This is a genomic window from Bradyrhizobium sp. 40, assembly GCF_023100925.1.
GTDB lineage: Bacteria > Pseudomonadota > Alphaproteobacteria > Rhizobiales > Xanthobacteraceae > Bradyrhizobium.
This window is the reverse complement of the sequence record NZ_CP064688.1, coordinates 3,646,475-3,663,413: the sequence shown is the minus strand read 5'-3', so window position 1 is coordinate 3,663,413 and position 16,939 is coordinate 3,646,475. Positions and strand designations below refer to the sequence as shown.

The window sequence follows — 16,939 nt, the reverse complement described above, 5'->3', positions numbered from 1 at the left end:
GCCTACTTCCCCGCCGCCTTTCGCAGCGCCTCGTTGATGCGATCCTGCCAGCCGGGCCCGCCGGCCTGGAAATGCTCGAGCACGTCCTGGTCAATGCGCAGCGTGACCTGCTCCTTGACCCCCGGCGCCACGTTCTGCTTTGGCGGCGCCGCGGCGACCTTCGCCGTCACCTTCTTGAACGCCGCCTCGGCCTCCGTCCTGGCGTCGCCCAACGTCCGCGGCCGCCTCGGTGGTTGATCCGCCATGTCCTAGATTCCCTCAAACAGAGCCGTCGAAAGATACCGCTCGGAGAAGGACGGCACTACAGCCAGGATGGTTTTTCCCGCAGCTTCCGGCCGCTTGCCGATCTCGAGGGCCGCGGCGATCGCGGCGCCCGAGGAGATGCCGCCCGGAATGCCCTCGTGCCGCGCCAGCGCCCGCGAGGTCTCAATCGCCGTCGTGGAGTTGATCTTCACGATCTCGTCGATCACCGAGCGATCGAGGATGTCAGGGACGAAGCCCGCACCGATGCCCTGGATCTTGTGCGGCGTATGCTGGCCACCCGACAGCACCGGGCTCTCCTCCGGCTCGACCGCGACCACGCGCAGCGAGGGCTTGCGCGGCTTCAGCACCTGGCCGACGCCGGTGATGGTGCCGCCGGTGCCGACGCCGGCGACGAAGAAGTCGACGTTGCCGCCGGTGTCGTTCCAGATCTCCTCCGCGGTGGTGCGGCGGTGCACCTCGGGATTGGCGAGATTCTTGAACTGCTGCGGCATCACCGAATTCGGCGTCGTCTTCAACAGCTCTTCGGCCGTAGCGATGGCGCCCTTCATGCCTTGCGCGGCCGGTGTCAGCACCAGCTCCGCGCCGAGAAAGGCCAGCATCTTGCGGCGTTCGATCGACATCGACTCCGGCATGACCAGCTTGAGCCTATAGCCGCGCGACGCGGCGACGAAGGCCAGCGCGATGCCGGTATTGCCGGAGGTTGGTTCGATCAGCACGGTGTCGGGCTTGACGATCCCGGCCTTCTCCATGGCGATGATCATGGCCGCGCCGATGCGATCCTTCACGCTTGCGGCGGGATTGAAATATTCAAGCTTTGCCAAAATGGTCGCGTTCACGCCGTGCATGCCCGGAAGCCGGCGCAAGCGCACGATCGGCGTGTCGCCAAAAGCATCGACGATCGAGTCATAGATCCGGCCGCGGCCGGGTTGGTGCGCTGCACCCGTGGTGGACGAAGCATCCATGATGAACTCCCTGTGGCTATGAATGTGCTTCTGTTGCAGCTCTTGCGCAGTTAGAGACAGCCTGCGGCGACACGCAAGCGAGATTGCGGCACATGTTAAATACGCTGCATCGCAAAATCGCGTGAGCAATAATTATCAGAAAACCAACGCATTTGTGTTGCGACCTCGTCAACTGATTCTGCTTATGTTAGACTTAGGTCTCAAAGCTGGGAGGTCACCACGATGTCAGCAGTCGCTGAAGTGTTGTCGACCGTCGCACCGAACCGCGCTCCGCGTTGCAGTGAGTTGCCGACCTGTCCCGTCTGCGCCGACTCCATGATCGCCGCCGAAGGTTCTGCGTATCTGTCGGAACACGTGATCAGCTATCTCTGGACCTGCGACAATTGCGGCTACGGCTTCGTGACCAAGCACTCCGTCAAGCAGCGTTTCCTCTGCAACTGACCTAGCGCGGGGCGATGTCGCCCCTCGCCCAGTTCTCGCGCGTACGCCGATAGAACTCCTCGAACGTTCCCTGTGCGACCGCGTCCCTGATGCCTTGCATCAGAAACTGGTAGTAAGCGATATTGATCTCGGACAGCAGCATCGCACCCAGCGTCTCGCCCGCCTTGACGAGATGATGCAAATAGGCGCGCGCGTAGGTGCGCGCCGATGGCCAGGTACTCTCTTCGTCGAGCGGCCGGGGATCGTCGGCGTGGCGCGCGTTGCGCAAATTCACCTGGCCGAAGCGTGTGAAGGCTACGCCATGCCGGCCATTGCGCGTCGGCATCACGCAGTCGAACATGTCGATGCCGCGCTTGACAGCCTCGAGGATGTCGTCGGGCGTGCCGACGCCCATCAGATAGCGCGGCCGCTCCCTCGGCAGCAGCGGCGCTGTCTCGTCGATCATCGCGAGCATCACGGCTTGCGGCTCACCGACGGCAAGGCCGCCAATCGCATAACCATGGAAACCGATCTCGACGAGGCCTTGCGCGCTGGCATGGCGAAGCTGGGGTATGTCGCCGCCCTGCACGATGCCAAACAGCATGTAGCCATCGGGCGCGCTCTCGAAGGCGCGCTTGCTTCGCTCGGCCCAGCGCAGCGACAATTGCATTGCGCGGTCGATGTCGGCGCGCTCGGCGGGCAGCCGCACGCATTCGTCCATCTGCATCGCGATATCGGAGCCTAGCAAACGCTGCACCTCAATCGAGCGCTCCGGCGACAGATCGACCTTGGCACCGTCGATATGCGAACGGAACGTCACGGCGTGCTCGCTGACCTTGCGCAAATCCGCCAGCGACATCACCTGGAAGCCGCCGGAATCCGTCAGCATCGGCCCGTTCCAGCCGGTGAATGTCTGCAAGCCGCCAAGTGCTGCGATCCGCTCGGCGCCGGGGCGCAGCATCAGATGATAGGTATTGCCGAGCACGATGTCGGCACCGGCCTCACGCACCTCGCGCCAGTGCATCCCCTTCATCGCGCCGGCGGTACCGACCGGCATGAAGGCGGGCGTGCGCACCACGCCGTGCGGGGTGGTCAGGCGCCCCGTGCGCGCGGCGCCATCCATGGCGAGCAGTTCGAAATGATTGGGCAGACCGGTGTCAGGACGATTCATGACGGTGCTTATTGCGTGTCGGAGCGGGCCGATCAACCCGCCCAGGCGCTGCATCGGCCGGCTTATGCATCGGATTGGGACAGGGCCACCAATATTTGGAACACGGAAATTTGCGCCTGCCACGCTTGTTGAACAAAACGATACAGTGTAGTTTTATCCCGGGGCTGGATGAGCTGCCGCGGCGATGTTGCCGGCGGCGGTAGATGCGTGATCGCCAGCCACCGACAATGCCCTTCCCTTTAAATTCGACTGACACGTCCGGCAGTTCGCATGGCTGGGCAAGGCAGACCTGCGCCCGCCTGTTCGGATGGCTGGTCCTGACGTGTAGCCTGGCGCTCGGCGCCTGCACCTCCCTGCCCCGCACGCCCTATACGGCCGCTGAAGCCAGCACATCGCGCGTGCTCGATATCGACGGCCTGCGGCGCTACGCCGACGAACCCATCACGAGATTCAGCTTCGAGAAGGACACCAGCACCGCGACCAAGTCCTACCTGGCGCTGTCAGGCGGCGGCGCCGATGGTGCCTACGGCGTCGGCGTGCTCAACGGCTGGACCGCGGCCAGAACCCGTCCCACCTTCTCGGTCGTCTCGGGCGTGAGCACCGGCGGCCTGATTGCACCCTTTGCGTTTCTCGGCTCGCGATATGACGACACGCTGAAGGAGGTCTACACCAGCGGCGTCGCGGAGAGCCTGTTGAGCGATCCCAGCATCATGCGCGTGCTGTTCGGATCCGGCCTGTTCGGCAACACGCGGCTGCGCGAGCTCGTCGCCCGTTATGTCGGGCCCGAGATCATGGCGCAGGTCGCGCGTGAAAACGCCAAAGGGCGCAAGTTGCTGGTGGTGACGACAGATCTCGACACCCAGCGCACCGCGATCTGGGACATGGGCAAGATCGCCACGATCGGCACGCCCGAGGCGCTCAAGCTGTTTCGCGACGTGATGGCGGCCTCCGCCAGCATCCCGCTGGTGTTTCCGCCGATCATGATCGACGCCGAAGGCGAGGGCCGCAGGTTTCAGGAGATGCATGTCGACGGCGGCGTGACGGCCCCGGTGCTGACGCTGCCGGAAGCCCTGCTTTTCCAAGGCAGTCGCCTGCCCGGCCCTGCGAAGCTGGACATCTACATCCTCGTCAACAAGAAGATCGAACGCAATTTCGAGCTCGTCTCCAACAGCACCATCGACGTCGCCTCACGCAGCCTGTCGTCGATCACCCAGTCGCAAACCCGCTCGATCATCTTCTCGACCTATGATTTTGCCAGCCGCAACCGCCTGGGCTTCCATCTCTCCTACATCGCGCGCGATTATCCGGCGGCCCCCTCGGAAGGGTTCGACACCGCCTATATGCGGGCGCTGTATCAGTACGGATATGAGAAGGCGGCTTCGGGCCAGGCCTGGACTTCGACGCTTCCGTGAGCGCTCGCTGAGGAACGGGGCCGTGCCGAGACGGTTGACGATGCGGCCCATTCGGCCAGATTGGCCATGACGCACCCGTTGCTGCGCGTTATAGAGCATCACTGATGTCACGACTGCGCAGGAATCATTGGGCATGGGATTGACTGCGAGCAGGACCAGACCGGCAGCTCAGCGGCGCGAGGTGCCGAAATCGCGCGGCGGCCGGCCGACGAAAAGCGCCGCGATCGAGCGCGATCAGCGGCTGATCGAGGTCGCCACCCGCCTGTTCCTGGATCGCGGCTTTGACGCCACCTCGCTCGATGCGGTCGCGGAAGCCGCGCGAGTGAGCAAGCCCACCGTCTATGCCCGTTACGGCGACAAGCGCGGCCTGTTCGCCGCCGTGCTGCGGCGTGAGATCGCGCGATGGCTTGCACCGCTGTCCGCGGCCGCCGAGACGAAGCTCAGCAGCGCCTCGGACATCTCGGTCGAGCAGCGGCTGGTCGAGATCGGGCGCGAGATGCTGACATTCACCTGCGGTCCCGATGCCGTCGCCTTCAGCCGCATGATGACGTCGCAGGCCATCAACTTCCCCGACATCGCCAAGCTCGGCAAGGAGGAAGGCTGGCTCAAGGCCGTCGCCACCACGGCGCGCTTCTTCGACCATCTGGTGGCGCAAGGCGCGCTCGACGTCGACGACACCACCATCGCGGCGGAAGTGTTTCTCGACGTCGTCGTCGGTCACAACCATCGCCTGGCGACGTTTGGAACGCCGCCGGAGATGAAGGTCGCGGAAAAGCGCATGCGCGCTGCGATCAAGCTGTTCCTGGCAGGCGCGCTGGGATCTGCGGACGGCAGCCAGAGTGCAGCCAAGACCACGCAGCGGCGGCGCCCCTCGCGCTGACAATTCCGTGAGGTTGCGATCTTTCCTAGAGATCCCGCGGCCGTGCCGTTGACCAAAACAAAACGATACGGTATGGTTTAATTATAGGGCGATGCGGATCGCTTTTTCACCAGCCCCAAAGAGGTCCGCACCGCCTCGATCGCCGCGGCGGACAGCCCGTCACGACGCTCAGCGGCCGACCGATGCCCAAGGTCGGCCGCAAATTCTTTACGATCATCCGGCACACTCGCTGGCCGAGGGGTTCGAGCATGACGACGGCCAAACGACGGATCTCGGGATTGCTCGCGATCACCCTGTCCGCACTCCTCCTCGCCGCGCCGGCGCGGGCGATCGTGAGCTCGGGCACGCCGACCACGCTTCACAGCGACACAGATGGTGACGCCGAGGCCGATCGCCAAGCGGTCAGTCGCGAGATCGAGCGCTTCCGCAGCTCGTCGATCTCGATCAACCAGGCCATGGCGATTGCGGAAGCCCGCCACGCCGGTGCCACCACGGCGGATGTGAGTTTCGACGGAGCCTCCGGCGTGCCGGTCTACCGGGTGAAGACCCTGCACAATGACCGGATCTGGCGCCACACCATCAATGCCGCGACCGGCGAGCTCGTCGGCGGGGAAGCCGCCCTCCCTCTCGCCGAGCTCGACCTCGACGATCGCAGCAACCTCGCAGCGCTCGGTGCCATCAAGCACCGACTTGCGGATGCCGTGCACGTCGCCGAACGCGCGGCCTCGGGCAAGGCGATCAGCGGCGGGCTGGTGCGCGAAAGCGGCCGGCTGAATTTCGCGATCGTCGTCATCAGTGGCGACAACCTCAAGGAGGTCATCCTCGAACCGCCGGGCGCCCGGACCAAATAGCGGCAGCCCCAATCCCGCCGAAAAGCCATTGACGGGCGCAAGACTCTCCCGCATAAGCTCCCGCCATGTTCACGACCACCAAACGCGCGACTAAAACCACCACGGCCTTCGGGGCCCGGGGAGGCGTGCGCGTGTAGTCGTCGACTAGAACGCAATCACTCTACCGAAGCCCCGCCCTCGTTGGTCCGGGGCTTTTTTGTTGTCTGAATTCTCAAATCAATGGAGGACACAGTGAGTAACGATCCCGTCGTTGCGATTGTCGGCGTCACCGGTGCGGTGGGCGCCGAATTCATCGCCACCATGGACAAGCGCGGCTTTCGCGTCGGCAAGCTCAAGGCGCTGGCCAGCGCCCGCTCGGCCGGCAAGACGGTGTCGTTCCGTGGGCAAAGCGTCGTCATCGAGCAGCTGACCGAACGCGCCTTCGAAGGCGTCGACATCGCCCTGTTCTCGGCCGGCGGCAGCATCTCCAAGAAGTTCGCGCCGATCGCGGTCAAGGCGGGTGCCGTCGTCGTCGACAACTCCTCCGCCTTCCGCATGGACCCGAACGTGCCGCTGGTGATCCCCGAGATCAACCCGAACCGCATCCGCGACCACAAGGGTATCATCGCCAACCCGAACTGCGCCGCCATCACCGCGCTGGTGCCGCTGTGGCCGATCCACCAGAGCAACCGCATCAAGCGCGTGATCATCTCGACCTACCAGGCGGCCTCCGGCGCCGGCGCTGCCGCAATGGACGAGCTGGTCGAGTCCACCCGCGCCAACCTCAACGGGCAGGTTTATACGCCGAAGGTGATGCCGCATCCCTACGCGTTCAACCTCTTCAACCACAACACGGCGATCGACCCTGACACCGGCTACAACGACGAAGAGACCAAGGTCATCAACGAAACCCGCAAGATCTTCGAGGACGACAAGATCGCGATCGGCGTCACCTGCGTGCGCGTGCCGGTGCTGCGGGCTCATTGCGAGGCCATCACCTTCGAATGCGAGAAGCCGATCAGCGAGGATCAGGTCCGCGCCATCATGGCGCGAGCGCCGGGCGTCAGGATCGTCGACGACCGCGCCAAGAACTACTTTCCGATGCCGATCGACGCCTCGGGCCAGGACGACGTCCTGGTCGGTCGCATCCGCAAGGATCTCAGCGATCCCTCCGGGCATTCGATCTCGATCTTCGTGGCAGCGGACCAGCTGCTCAAGGGCGCTGCGCTCAACGCGGTGCAGATCGCGGAGCTGTTGCCACAGCGGGTGATGGCGTAACGGACGGTGCGGTAGGGTGGGCAAAGGCGCGCAAGCGCCGTGCCCACCACTTCTCTCGCGCATCCACGAAAGATGGTGGGCACGCTTCGCTCTGCCCACCCTACTCCGCCAAAATTAGTCGTGCGCCCGAAACAACAGACACGCATCGCCATACGAATAGAACCGATAGCCGGTCGCGATCGCGTGTGCATACGCCTGCTGCATCGTCTCCAGGCCGGAGAACGCCGACACCAGCATGAACAGCGTCGACTTCGGCAAATGGAAATTGGTCAGCAGAACATCGACGGCGCGGAAGCGGTAGCCGGGAGTGATGAAGATCGACGTCTCGGCGGCGAACGGCTCAATGGTGCCGTCCTCGCTGGCTGCGCTTTCGAGCAGACGCAACGACGTGGTGCCAACCGCGATGATACGGCCGCCGTTCTTGCGCGCAGTGTTGAGCCGCTCCGCCGTCTCGGCCGAGAGCGTGCCCCACTCGGCATGCATCTTGTGGCCTTCGGTGTCGTCCACCTTCACCGGCAGGAAGGTCCCTGCCCCGACATGCAGCGTGACGCGATTGATCCCGACGCCGCGCGCGTGCAGCGCCTGCTCCAGCGCCGGCGTAAAATGCAGGCCGGCTGTCGGCGCGGCAACGGCGCCTTCATTCGCCGCGAACATGGTCTGGTAGTCGGCGAGATCCTGATCGTCAGGGGTACGTTTCGAGGCGATGTAGGGCGGCAGCGGCGGGCTGCCGAGATCGGCGATCGCTTGATCCAGTGTCGGGCCGTGGAACGAAAATGACAGCGTCACCTCGCCCTCCACGCCCTTGGCCTCGACCTCGGCGTCGAGATGGCCAAGCAAGCAGACCTTGCCCTCATTGCCGAAGCGGATGCGGTCGCCGGCTGCGAGTTTCTTGGCCGGCTTCACCAGTGCCTGCCAGCGCGAACCGTCGAGGCGCTTGATCAGCGTTGCCTCGATCTTCGGCTCGGTCTCGCGGCCAATGCGACGGCCTTTCAATTGCGCCGCGATTACCTTGGTGTCGTTGACGACGAGCTGGTCGCCCGGCCTCAACCATTGCGGCAGATCGGCGATGATATGGTCGCGCAGCGTGCCGTGGTCGACAACCAGCATCTTCGCGGAGTCGCGCGGGCTCGCCGGGCGCAATGCGATGTGCTCGGCGGGCAGGTCGAAATCGAAGAGGTCGGTGCGCATCGCGTGCTCACGGCCGTACAGTCAGACCCTCATGGTGAGGAGGCGCGGAGCGCCGTCTCGAACCATGAAGGCCGGGCTGCAGCAGCGGGGCCTTCATCCTTCGAGACGCGCGTTCCGCGCGCCTCAGGATGAGGGTTGAACGCCTACTCCGCGTCAGCCGCCATTCGCGCCTTGACGATCTTGTCGGGGTTCTGCACGGGCTCGCCGCGCTTGATCTTGTCGACGTTCTCCATGCCCTCGGTGACCTTGCCCCACACCGTGTACTGGTTGTCGAGGAAGCGAGCGTCGTCGAACACGATAAAGAACTGGCTGTCGCCGGAATCCGGGCTGGCGGCGCGCGCCATCGAGGTGGTGCCGCGCACATGCGGCTCCTTGTTGAACTCGGCCTTCAGCTTCTTGCCGGAGCCCCCGGTGCCGGTGCCCTGCGGGCAGCCGGTCTGCGCCATGAAGCCGTCGATCACGCGATGGAACACGATGCCGTCGTAGAAGCCTTCACGCACGAGTTCCTTGATGCGCGCGACGTGGCCCGGCGCCAGATCAGGCCGCATCTCGATGGTGACGGGGCCCTGCGTGGTTTCGAGGATCAGTGTGTTTTCGGTGGCGCTCATGCTCGTCTCTCTTGGGTTGGGGGTGAAGTCCTGTCAGGTGAAGATTTGCGGTTGCGAAACTGGATCGCGAATGGACGCCCCGCAGCGGCGCCAGCCATCGCATCGGTAAATGGCATCGGCGTGCAGCGTTGCAATGCCTCCATCACCGCGATCCGGTATTGCAGCCGGTCATCGTCGGAGGCCTCCGCGGATTCATAGGTAATCCTCGGATGGCCCAGAATGTTTCCAGCCCGGTTAAAGCTCACGACGACGGTGATGTCGATCGGGCGGGCCTTGGCGGCGGGCGGCGGCTTCCAGCAGGTGCGCAGATGCCGGAAGATGTCCTGGATGGTGTTGACCTGTGCGTCCTCGGCGACCGCGCCGGGGACGCCGAGCAGCAGCACCGCGGCAACCAACAGGAGCTTGCCACCGCAGCGCGCCATCGCCTCTCCTACTTGATGTCGGAAGCGACCTGCACCTTCACCATCTTGTCGGGGTCGGTGACGGTGCCGCCGCTTGATCCGGGAGGCGCCTTCTTCAGCTTGTCGACGACGTCCATGCCCTGCACGACCTCGCCGATCACGGTGTACTGGTTGTCGAGGCTGCCGCCGTCGGCGAACATGATGAAGAACTGCGAATTGGCGGTGTCGACGCTGTCGCCGCGCCGGGCCATGCCGACGATGCCGCGCGCAAAATGCACCTTGGAGAATTCCTGCTTCAGGTTCGGATATTTCGACCCGCCGGTGCCGTTGAAGTTCTGACCATCGCCGGTCTGCGCCATGAAGCCGTCCATGACGCGGTGGAACGGCACGTTGTTGTAATAACCCTCGCGCGCGAGCTGCTTGATGCGCTCGGCGTGCTGGGGCGCAAGGTCCGGCCTCAGCTTGATGACGATGCGGCCCTTCGTGGAGTCGATGACGATGGCGTTGGCCTTGTCGAGGCCGGCCGGCAAAGTTTGCGCGAACGCCGGCACCGCGAACAGAACCGCGGCAAGAACTGCGAGAATTCGGATCATGACAACTCCGGATCAGAGATGAGAAAGGAAACGCGCCGTTATCAGGCGAATTTTGCCTTGAGCTGGGCCGCAACCAGCGGCGGGACGAAGGTCGAGACATCCCCGCCTATGGCTGCGATCTGGCGCACCAAAGTGGCGGTGATCGGGCGGACCATGGGAGAAGCCGGCAGGAAGACCGTATGCACCTCGGGCGCCATCGCCTCGTTCATGCCGGCGAGTTGCATCTCGTAGTCAAGGTCGGTGCCGTCGCGCAGGCCCCGGATCATGATCGTCGCCCCGTGCTTGCGCGCCGAGGTCACCGACAGATCGTCAAACGTCGCGGCTTCGAGCACGCAGCCTGCCTGGGCCGCCACCGGCCCGCAGACGTCGTGGAGCATCTTGAGCCGCTCCTCGGTCGAGAACAGCGGCTTCTTGCCGGGGTGGACCCCGATCGCGACAACGAGCCTGTCGCACAGCGACACGCTGTGCCGGACCACGTCCAGATGGCCGTTGGTGATGGGGTCGAAGGAACCTGGATAGAAGGCAATGCGCGGCATGGCCACGTCCTACCGCGCCCGGCCCGGCCCGGCAAGCCGGTCGGGTTCCCTGGCGGTTTTTCCGCAAAACTGTGTCGGAATGCGCCGAATTGTTTCGTCCTGAGGGGGCCACGAAACAAAACGGGGCGAGAACGAAACCATTTCCCACGTTCGCGAAGACGTCCGGAAACTGGCCATGGTTACTAATCCGGCCAACGAACGACGGGCCGCACAACTGGGCGTAGCGGCCGCATCACAGGGGACTGTCATGATCAAAGCTCTTTCGGCGATCGCCATTTCTGCGTGTGTTGCTGCCGCCCTCACCCTCCTGCCCGGCTTCGCCCCGACCGTCGAGGCGAGCGTGCCGCAGCCGCTCGCCAAGAGCGACCGGCTCGATATCCGCACCATCGGCAAGGACTGCTCGCAGCAGGCCTGGCCGAATTTCGAGGCGTCCTGCCTTCGTCAGGCCGGCACCAAAGCCAACATCCGCGAGGCTCGTCTCGTGACCGCCAACCGTACTCCGTAGCGGGGTGTGTCAGTTTCGCGTCAGGAATCCTCGCGATAAGTCCCAACGATAAACCCCAAAGATGACCCATGGATATTTGCGACGTCCCGTCGCAGACTGCCCGATGCTCGCGCCCGCCGGAATGACCCGTCGGGCGCGATCCCATCGAGGGGTCGCCATTGTCCAGCACGCCCGCAGTCGCCTCCGGCCATCAACCTGATCCACTGCCGCTTGCCATGACCATGGGCGCCCTCGGGGTGGTCTATGGCGATATCGGCACTAGCCCCCTCTATGCCCTGAAGGAAGCCGCCAAGGCCGCTGCCCACGGCGGCACATTGACGAACGATGCCGTTCTGGGCGTTGCCTCGCTGATCCTCTGGGCGCTGTTGCTGATCATCTCGCTGAAATATGCGCTGCTGATCCTGCGCGCGGACAACCGCGGCGAAGGCGGCATCGTCGCCCTGCTGGCGCTGCTGCACGCGCGCAACGCCCAACCCGGCACCTGGCGCGCGCATCTGCTGGTCGTCGGCCTCGTCGGCGCCGCGCTACTGTACGGCGACGGCGCGATCACGCCGGCGATCTCGGTGCTGTCAGCCATCGAAGGTCTGAAGGTCGACGCCCCCTCGCTCGCGCCGGCGGTGGTGCCCGTGACCGTCGTCATCCTGATCGGACTGTTCATGATGCAGAAGCAGGGCACCGGCTTCATCGGCCGTATCTTCGGACCGGTGATGCTGGCCTGGTTCTTCGTGCTGGCAGCGCTCGGCATCCACGGCATCGTCAAGGCGCCGGCGGTGCTGGCGGCGCTGAGCCCGCTCTATGCGTTCGACTTCCTGATCCACCAGGATTTTCATGTCTCCTTCGCGATCCTGGGGGCGGCATTCCTCGCGGTGACCGGCGGCGAAGCCATGTATGCCGACATGGGGCATTTCGGCCGCCTGCCGATCCGCCTGGCCTGGTTCGCGATCTGCCTGCCCGCGCTGGTGCTGAACTATTTCGGCCAGGCCGCGCTGCTGATCACCGATCCCACCATGATCGAAAATCCGTTCTTCCAGCTCTGCCCCGACGCACTGCACTATCCGCTGGTCGCGTTCTCGGCGGTCGCGACCGTGATCGCCTCGCAGGCCATCATCTCGGGCGTGTTCTCGCTGACGCAGCAGTCGATCCAGCTCGGCTTCCTGCCGCGCATGCAGATCCGTCACACCACGAGCGCAGCGATCGGCCAGATCTACGTGCCGTTGGTGAACTGGCTGCTCGCCGCCGCAACGCTCGGTGCCGTCCTGAGCTTCGGCAGCTCGGAGGCGCTGGCCGGCGCCTACGGCATCGCAGTGTCGCTGTTGATGGCTATCACCACGCTGCTCGCGGCCCTCGTCGCGATCCAGTGGGGCTATTCGCCATGGCTCGTGGTGGCCGTGAACGGCTTCTTCTTCGTAATCGACGTGATCTTCTTCTCGGCCAATTCGATCAAGCTGTTCGAGGGCGGCTGGTTTCCGTTGATGCTCGCGGCCTTCGTCGCCTTCCTGATGCTGACCTGGCGCAGCGGCGTGAAGCTCGTCGAAGCGGCACGCGCGAAGCTGCGCCAGCCCGAGGAGGATCTGATCCAGACCGCGGTCAACAAGTGCAGCGCCAGACTCCCCGGCACCGCCGTGTTCCTGGCGTCGGCGCCGCGCGGCGTGCCGCTGGCGCTGACCCAGTTCGTCAAGCACAACCACGTGCTGCACGAGCGCATCGTCCTGGTCACCGTGCTGATCGAGGAGCTTCCTCACATTGCCGACGAAGACCGCACCGAGGTGATCGAGATCATTCCCGGTATTACCCGCGTCATCCTGCACTACGGCTTCATGCAGAACCCGACGATCTACGAAGGACTGACCCTCGCCTGCCGCCACGGTAAGTTGCCCGGCATCGACCTCTCCGACATCACCTATTACGTCGGCCGCGAGACCATCATCCCGCGCGAGGACGTGCCGGGCATGTGGGTCTGGCGCGAAACCGTGTTCGCCTTTCTGCAACGCAACGCCGAGCGCTCAGCCGCGTTCTTCGGCGTGCCGACCAAGCAGGTGGTAGAGTTCGGCACGGAGCTGGAGATTTAGCAGGCCCCGGCCCGGCTAAAGCAAGCATCGACGTCGAGCCGCAGCTGGACCGCAAATTACGCTCGCGGCGGCGAGCTGATGCTGGCCCACGATGACAGTGAATTAAACTGAGGTATCAACGTTCCGACAATGCGTTCCCATCCGCCGGAAGCTCGCGAGTGGGATATGACCACTTCAATATCGATGCACTGTCAGCCGGCACAGAGCTGGAGCGAGTAGCTCGGGAGCCACGTTGATAGCGCGGCTCCCTCGCTTGTCCGTTATGGACAGGCGTAACGCTGCCCGTCGTAGGCCAGATACGTTCCCGAGGCCGGATCGTAGGACTTGTAGCGTTGGGCACAAGAGCTCACAGCATCCTGGCGTGCCTGGCTGTTTGCGATCGCGCCGCCGATAATCGCTCCGGCCGCCAGTCCGCCGATCACAGCTGCACCGGTTCCGTAGCCCCGATGTCCGTAGCCATGGTGATATCCGCGATGGCCATGACGCCAACCGGGGCGATACTGGACGGTCTCGACATTCGCTCCATTCACACCGAGCGTTTGATCTACTTGAAGCGGCGCAGCCGAGGCAGATTGCATAGTGGCCAGAGCGGTCGCACCAGCGAGAGCGGCAGCAAGCAGAGTTCGGGATTGTCGCATGGTAAACTCCGTCATTTCATCAACGCGGAGCCAACAAGCGCGTCCTGATGCAGTTCCTGCATGAAACAGGTTTAATCAATCGCGTCACAAGGTCAAACGCATGGACGCAGGCGCGCGGCAGGGCGCATCACTCCCCGTTTGCGTCTCCGTTCGCTCCGTTCCCGCTCTCGGCCTCTTCCGTGATGTGCTCGACCGAGACGACGTGCTCGTCCTCGGCGGTGTCGAACACGATCACGCCCTGGGTCGAGCGGCCGGCGACGCGGATGCCTTCGACCGGGCAACGGATCAGCTGGCCCTTGTCGGTGACCAGCATGATTTGATCAGCGTCTTCCACCGGGAAGGAGGCCACCAGATTGCCGTTGCGGTTGTTGACGCTCATGGCCACGATGCCTTTGCCGCCGCGGCCCGTGGTGCGGTACTCGTAGGACGAGGTCCGCTTGCCATAGCCGTTGACGGAGACGGTCAGCACGACCTGCTCGGCCGCCGACATCTCGATGTAGCGCTCCTGGGCGAGCTGGTAGCTGCCGGAGGTCTCTTCGGCCTCGGCGTCCGCCGCCGGCTCCTCGGCCGCAGCTTCGCCGGCGACCGCACGACGCATCTTCAAATACGCCGAGCGCTCGTCGGACGTCGTCTCGACGTGGCGCAGGATCGCCAGCGAGATCACCTTGTCGCCCTCGGCAAGCGCAATGCCGCGCACGCCCATCGAGGTGCGCCCGGTGAACACGCGCACGTCGGTGACGGGGAAGCGGATGCACTGGCCGCCGGCGCCGGTCAAAAGCACGTCGTCGTGCTCGGTGCATATCTGCACGTCGACGATAGCTTCGTTGTCGTCGAGCTTCATCGCGATGATGCCGGAGCGGCGGACATCGACGAAGTCGGACAGCTTGTTGCGCCGGACGTTGCCGCCTGTCGTGGCGAACATCACGTCGAGATTGCCCCAGGTGGACTCGTCCTCCGGCAGCGGCATGATGGTGGTGATGCGCTCGCCCTGCTCTAGCGGCAGGATGTTGATCAGCGCCTTGCCGCGCGCATTCGGCGCGGCCATCGGCAGGCGCCAGACCTTGATCTTGTAGACCTGGCCTCGCGAGGAGAAGAACAGCATCGGAGTATGCGTGGACGCCACGAATAGCCGGCTGACAAAATCCTCGTCGCGGGTCTGCATGCCGGCCCGGCCCTTGCCGCCGCGGCGCTGGGCCCGATAGGCCGACAGCGGCACGCGCTTGACGTAGCCGGCGTGAGAGACGGTGACGACCATGTCCTCGCGCTGGATCAGGTCCTCGTCCTCGACCTCGCCTTCCTGCTCGATGATGACGGTGCGGCGCGGGGTGGCGAACTCGGCCTTCACTTCGGCGAGTTCGGACTTGATGATTTCAAGCACGCGGTCGCGCGAGCGCAGGATGTCGAGATAGTCGGCGATCTCGCCGGCGAGCTTGTCGAGCTCCTCGCGGATTTCGTCGCGGCCGAGTGCGGTGAGGCGTTGCAGGCGCAAATCGAGAATGGCCCTCGCCTGCTCCATCGACAGCCGGATCGTGCCGTTCTCGCTGATGCGGTGGCGCGGATCGTCGATCAGCGTCAGCATGTCCTCGACGTCCCGGGCGGGCCAGTCGCGCGACATCAGGGTGTCGCGCGCGGTCGTCGGGTCGGGCGAGGTCCGGATGACGCGGATCATCTCGTCGATATTGGCGACCGCGATGGCGAGACCGACCAGGATATGGGCGCGATCACGGGCCTTGGCCAGCAGGAACTTGGTGCGCCGCGTGACGACCCGCTCGCGGAAGTCGACGAAGATCGCCAGCAGGTCCTTCAGATGCATGATCCGCGGACGGCCGCTGTCGAGCGCCACCATGTTGACGCCGAAGCTCGTCTGCAGCGGCGTGAACCTGTAGAGCTGATTCAGCACCACATCCGGCACGGCGTCGCGCTTCAATTCGATGACGACGCGGTAGCCGTCGCGATCGGATTCATCGCGCAGGTCGCCGATGCCCTCGATCTTCTTTTCCTTGACCAGCTCGGCGATGCGCTCGACCATCGTCGCCTTGTTCACCTGGTAGGGAATTTCGGTGATGATGATCGCCTCGCGCTCCTTGCGGATGGTCTCGATCGCGACCTTGCCGCGCATCATGACCGAGCCGCGGCCGAGGTGATAGGCGGCGCGGATGCCTTGCCGTCCGAGGATGACGCCGCCGGTCGGGAAATCCGGTCCCGGCACGATGTTGATGAGCTCGTCGATGGTGAGCGCAGGGTTGTCGATCAGCGCGACGCAGGCGTCGATGACCTCGCCCAGATTGTGCGGCGGGATGTTGGTCGCCATGCCGACCGCGATGCCGCCGGCGCCGTTGACGAGCAGGTTGGGGAACTTGGCCGGCAAGACCGACGGTTCGGTCTCGTTGTTGTCGTAGTTCGGCTGGAAGTCGACCGTGTCCTTGTCGATGTCGGCCAGCAGAGCCAGCGCCACCTTCGTCAATCGGGCTTCGGTATAACGATAGGCAGCCGGGGGATCGCCGTCGACCGATCCGAAATTGCCTTGGCCGTCGATCAGCGGCACGCGCATGGAGAAGTCCTGCGCCATCCGGACCATGGCGTCGTAGATCGACTGGTCGCCATGCGGATGATATTTACCGATGACGTCACCGACCACGCGGGCGGACTTGACGTACTTCTTGTCCGGCGTGTGCCCCTGCTCGTTCATCGAGTACAGGATGCGGCGATGCACCGGCTTCAGACCGTCGCGGGCGTCAGGCAGCGCCCGCGCCACGATCACGCTCATGGCGTAGTCGAGATAGGACTTCTTCATCTCCTCGAAGATGGAGACGGGGCGAATATCCGAGGGTTGCGCCGGCTGGTCGCCGGGCTTGTCGTCGTCGTCAGCCAAGGGGAAATCCGGTGAGGTTTTATCTGGGAATCATATAGCGCATCGAGCCTCTGATAACCACCCTCGCGGCGATCTGGGAAGCGCTTTTTCCGCCCATTTTTCCAACAACTTAAGCCCTTGCGATCGGTGTCTTGGACAGCCCCCGTATCGACCTTGCAAAATCGCCGATCACGCGTCGAAAATCGCGCGGCGAGCTTGCCCCGTCAGCGCGCTTGCCAAGCCGCAATCCGAGCTCACCCGAAACATGAAGCGGGCCCGGAAATCCCGAGCCCGTCCTGCCGATTAGTGGGATTTTCTGACACGAGATGAGAA

The 16,939-nt window shown here is 64.3% G+C and carries 17 protein-coding genes; 7 read left to right on the top strand and 10 right to left on the bottom strand.

Annotation, left to right across the window (positions count from 1 at the left end):
• Positions 1-2 precede the first annotated feature (2 nt).
• Positions 3-245 carry a BrnA antitoxin family protein gene (locus IVB40_RS17790; RefSeq protein ID WP_027518078.1) on the bottom strand — a complete coding sequence of 81 codons (243 nt, stop codon included), beginning with the start codon at positions 243-245 and terminating at the stop codon, positions 3-5.
• 3 nt (positions 246-248) lie between these two features.
• Positions 249-1,226, bottom strand: coding sequence for a cysteine synthase A (gene cysK, locus IVB40_RS17785; RefSeq protein WP_247819449.1), 978 nt, complete (start codon positions 1,224-1,226; stop codon positions 249-251).
• Positions 1,227-1,448: 222 nt separating this feature from the next.
• On the opposite strand from cysK, the gene IVB40_RS17780 reads away from it, so the two are divergent.
• Positions 1,449-1,667 carry a hypothetical protein gene (locus tag IVB40_RS17780; protein WP_247462271.1) on the top strand — a complete coding sequence of 73 codons (219 nt, stop codon included), beginning with the start codon at positions 1,449-1,451 and terminating at the stop codon, positions 1,665-1,667.
• A gap of 1 nt (position 1,668) precedes the next feature.
• Here IVB40_RS17780 and tgt read toward each other — a convergent pair whose 3' ends face one another.
• Positions 1,669-2,817, bottom strand: coding sequence for a tRNA guanosine(34) transglycosylase Tgt (gene tgt / locus IVB40_RS17775; protein WP_247819448.1), 1,149 nt, complete (start codon positions 2,815-2,817; stop codon positions 1,669-1,671).
• A 227-nt stretch (positions 2,818-3,044) separates the two neighbouring features.
• Between tgt and IVB40_RS17770 the strand changes: the two genes are divergently transcribed.
• The 4 genes from IVB40_RS17770 to IVB40_RS17755 all read left to right on the top strand — a co-directional run bounded on the left by IVB40_RS17770 (position 3,045) and on the right by IVB40_RS17755 (position 7,217).
• On the top strand, positions 3,045-4,229 hold the full coding sequence (locus IVB40_RS17770) for a patatin-like phospholipase family protein (protein ID WP_247819447.1): 1,185 nt from the start codon (positions 3,045-3,047) through the stop codon (positions 4,227-4,229).
• Positions 4,230-4,362: 133 nt separating this feature from the next.
• The gene (locus IVB40_RS17765) at positions 4,363-5,109 is read left to right on the top strand and encodes a TetR/AcrR family transcriptional regulator (RefSeq protein ID WP_247819446.1); all 747 of its coding nucleotides are present in this window, start codon (positions 4,363-4,365) and stop codon (positions 5,107-5,109) included.
• Positions 5,110-5,357: 248 nt separating this feature from the next.
• Complete coding sequence (locus tag IVB40_RS17760; protein WP_247819445.1) at positions 5,358-5,960, top strand: PepSY domain-containing protein; 603 nt, start codon at positions 5,358-5,360, stop codon at positions 5,958-5,960.
• 219 nt (positions 5,961-6,179) lie between these two features.
• A complete protein-coding gene (locus tag IVB40_RS17755) occupies positions 6,180-7,217 on the top strand; it encodes an aspartate-semialdehyde dehydrogenase (RefSeq protein WP_027567046.1) in 1,038 nt (345 codons plus the stop codon).
• A 114-nt stretch (positions 7,218-7,331) separates the two neighbouring features.
• On the opposite strand, the gene queA is transcribed toward IVB40_RS17755, so the two are convergent.
• The 5 genes from queA to coaD form a co-directional block, all read right to left on the bottom strand.
• The gene (queA, locus tag IVB40_RS17750; RefSeq protein ID WP_027567047.1) at positions 7,332-8,405 is read right to left on the bottom strand and encodes a tRNA preQ1(34) S-adenosylmethionine ribosyltransferase-isomerase QueA; all 1,074 of its coding nucleotides are present in this window, start codon (positions 8,403-8,405) and stop codon (positions 7,332-7,334) included.
• Between the two features lie 143 nt (positions 8,406-8,548).
• Positions 8,549-9,013 (bottom strand): peptidylprolyl isomerase, encoded by a 465-nt coding sequence (locus IVB40_RS17745; RefSeq protein WP_007590736.1) that lies wholly within the window; start codon positions 9,011-9,013, stop codon positions 8,549-8,551.
• Entirely contained in the window at positions 9,010-9,435 is a 426-nt protein-coding gene (locus IVB40_RS17740; protein ID WP_027567048.1) for a hypothetical protein, read from the bottom strand. Before IVB40_RS17740 ends, IVB40_RS17745 begins: the two co-directional genes overlap by 4 nt.
• A gap of 8 nt (positions 9,436-9,443) precedes the next feature.
• Entirely contained in the window at positions 9,444-10,007 is a 564-nt protein-coding gene (locus IVB40_RS17735; protein WP_027567049.1) for a peptidylprolyl isomerase, read from the bottom strand.
• Positions 10,008-10,048: 41 nt separating this feature from the next.
• On the bottom strand, positions 10,049-10,543 hold the full coding sequence (coaD, locus tag IVB40_RS17730; RefSeq protein WP_247819444.1) for a pantetheine-phosphate adenylyltransferase: 495 nt from the start codon (positions 10,541-10,543) through the stop codon (positions 10,049-10,051).
• 247 nt (positions 10,544-10,790) lie between these two features.
• Here coaD and IVB40_RS17725 point away from each other — a divergent pair, with 247 nt between their 5' ends.
• Complete coding sequence (locus IVB40_RS17725) at positions 10,791-11,048, top strand: hypothetical protein (protein WP_247289802.1); 258 nt, start codon at positions 10,791-10,793, stop codon at positions 11,046-11,048.
• Positions 11,049-11,263: 215 nt separating this feature from the next.
• Positions 11,264-13,117 (top strand): KUP/HAK/KT family potassium transporter, encoded by a 1,854-nt coding sequence (locus IVB40_RS17720; protein ID WP_247398181.1) that lies wholly within the window; start codon positions 11,264-11,266, stop codon positions 13,115-13,117.
• Between the two features lie 260 nt (positions 13,118-13,377).
• Here IVB40_RS17720 and IVB40_RS17715 read toward each other — a convergent pair whose 3' ends face one another.
• A complete protein-coding gene (locus IVB40_RS17715; protein ID WP_346283300.1) occupies positions 13,378-13,695 on the bottom strand; it encodes a BA14K family protein in 318 nt (105 codons plus the stop codon).
• A 187-nt stretch (positions 13,696-13,882) separates the two neighbouring features.
• Positions 13,883-16,627, bottom strand: coding sequence for a DNA gyrase subunit A (gyrA, locus tag IVB40_RS17710; RefSeq protein ID WP_247397728.1), 2,745 nt, complete (start codon positions 16,625-16,627; stop codon positions 13,883-13,885).
• Positions 16,628-16,939: the final 312 nt, after the last annotated feature.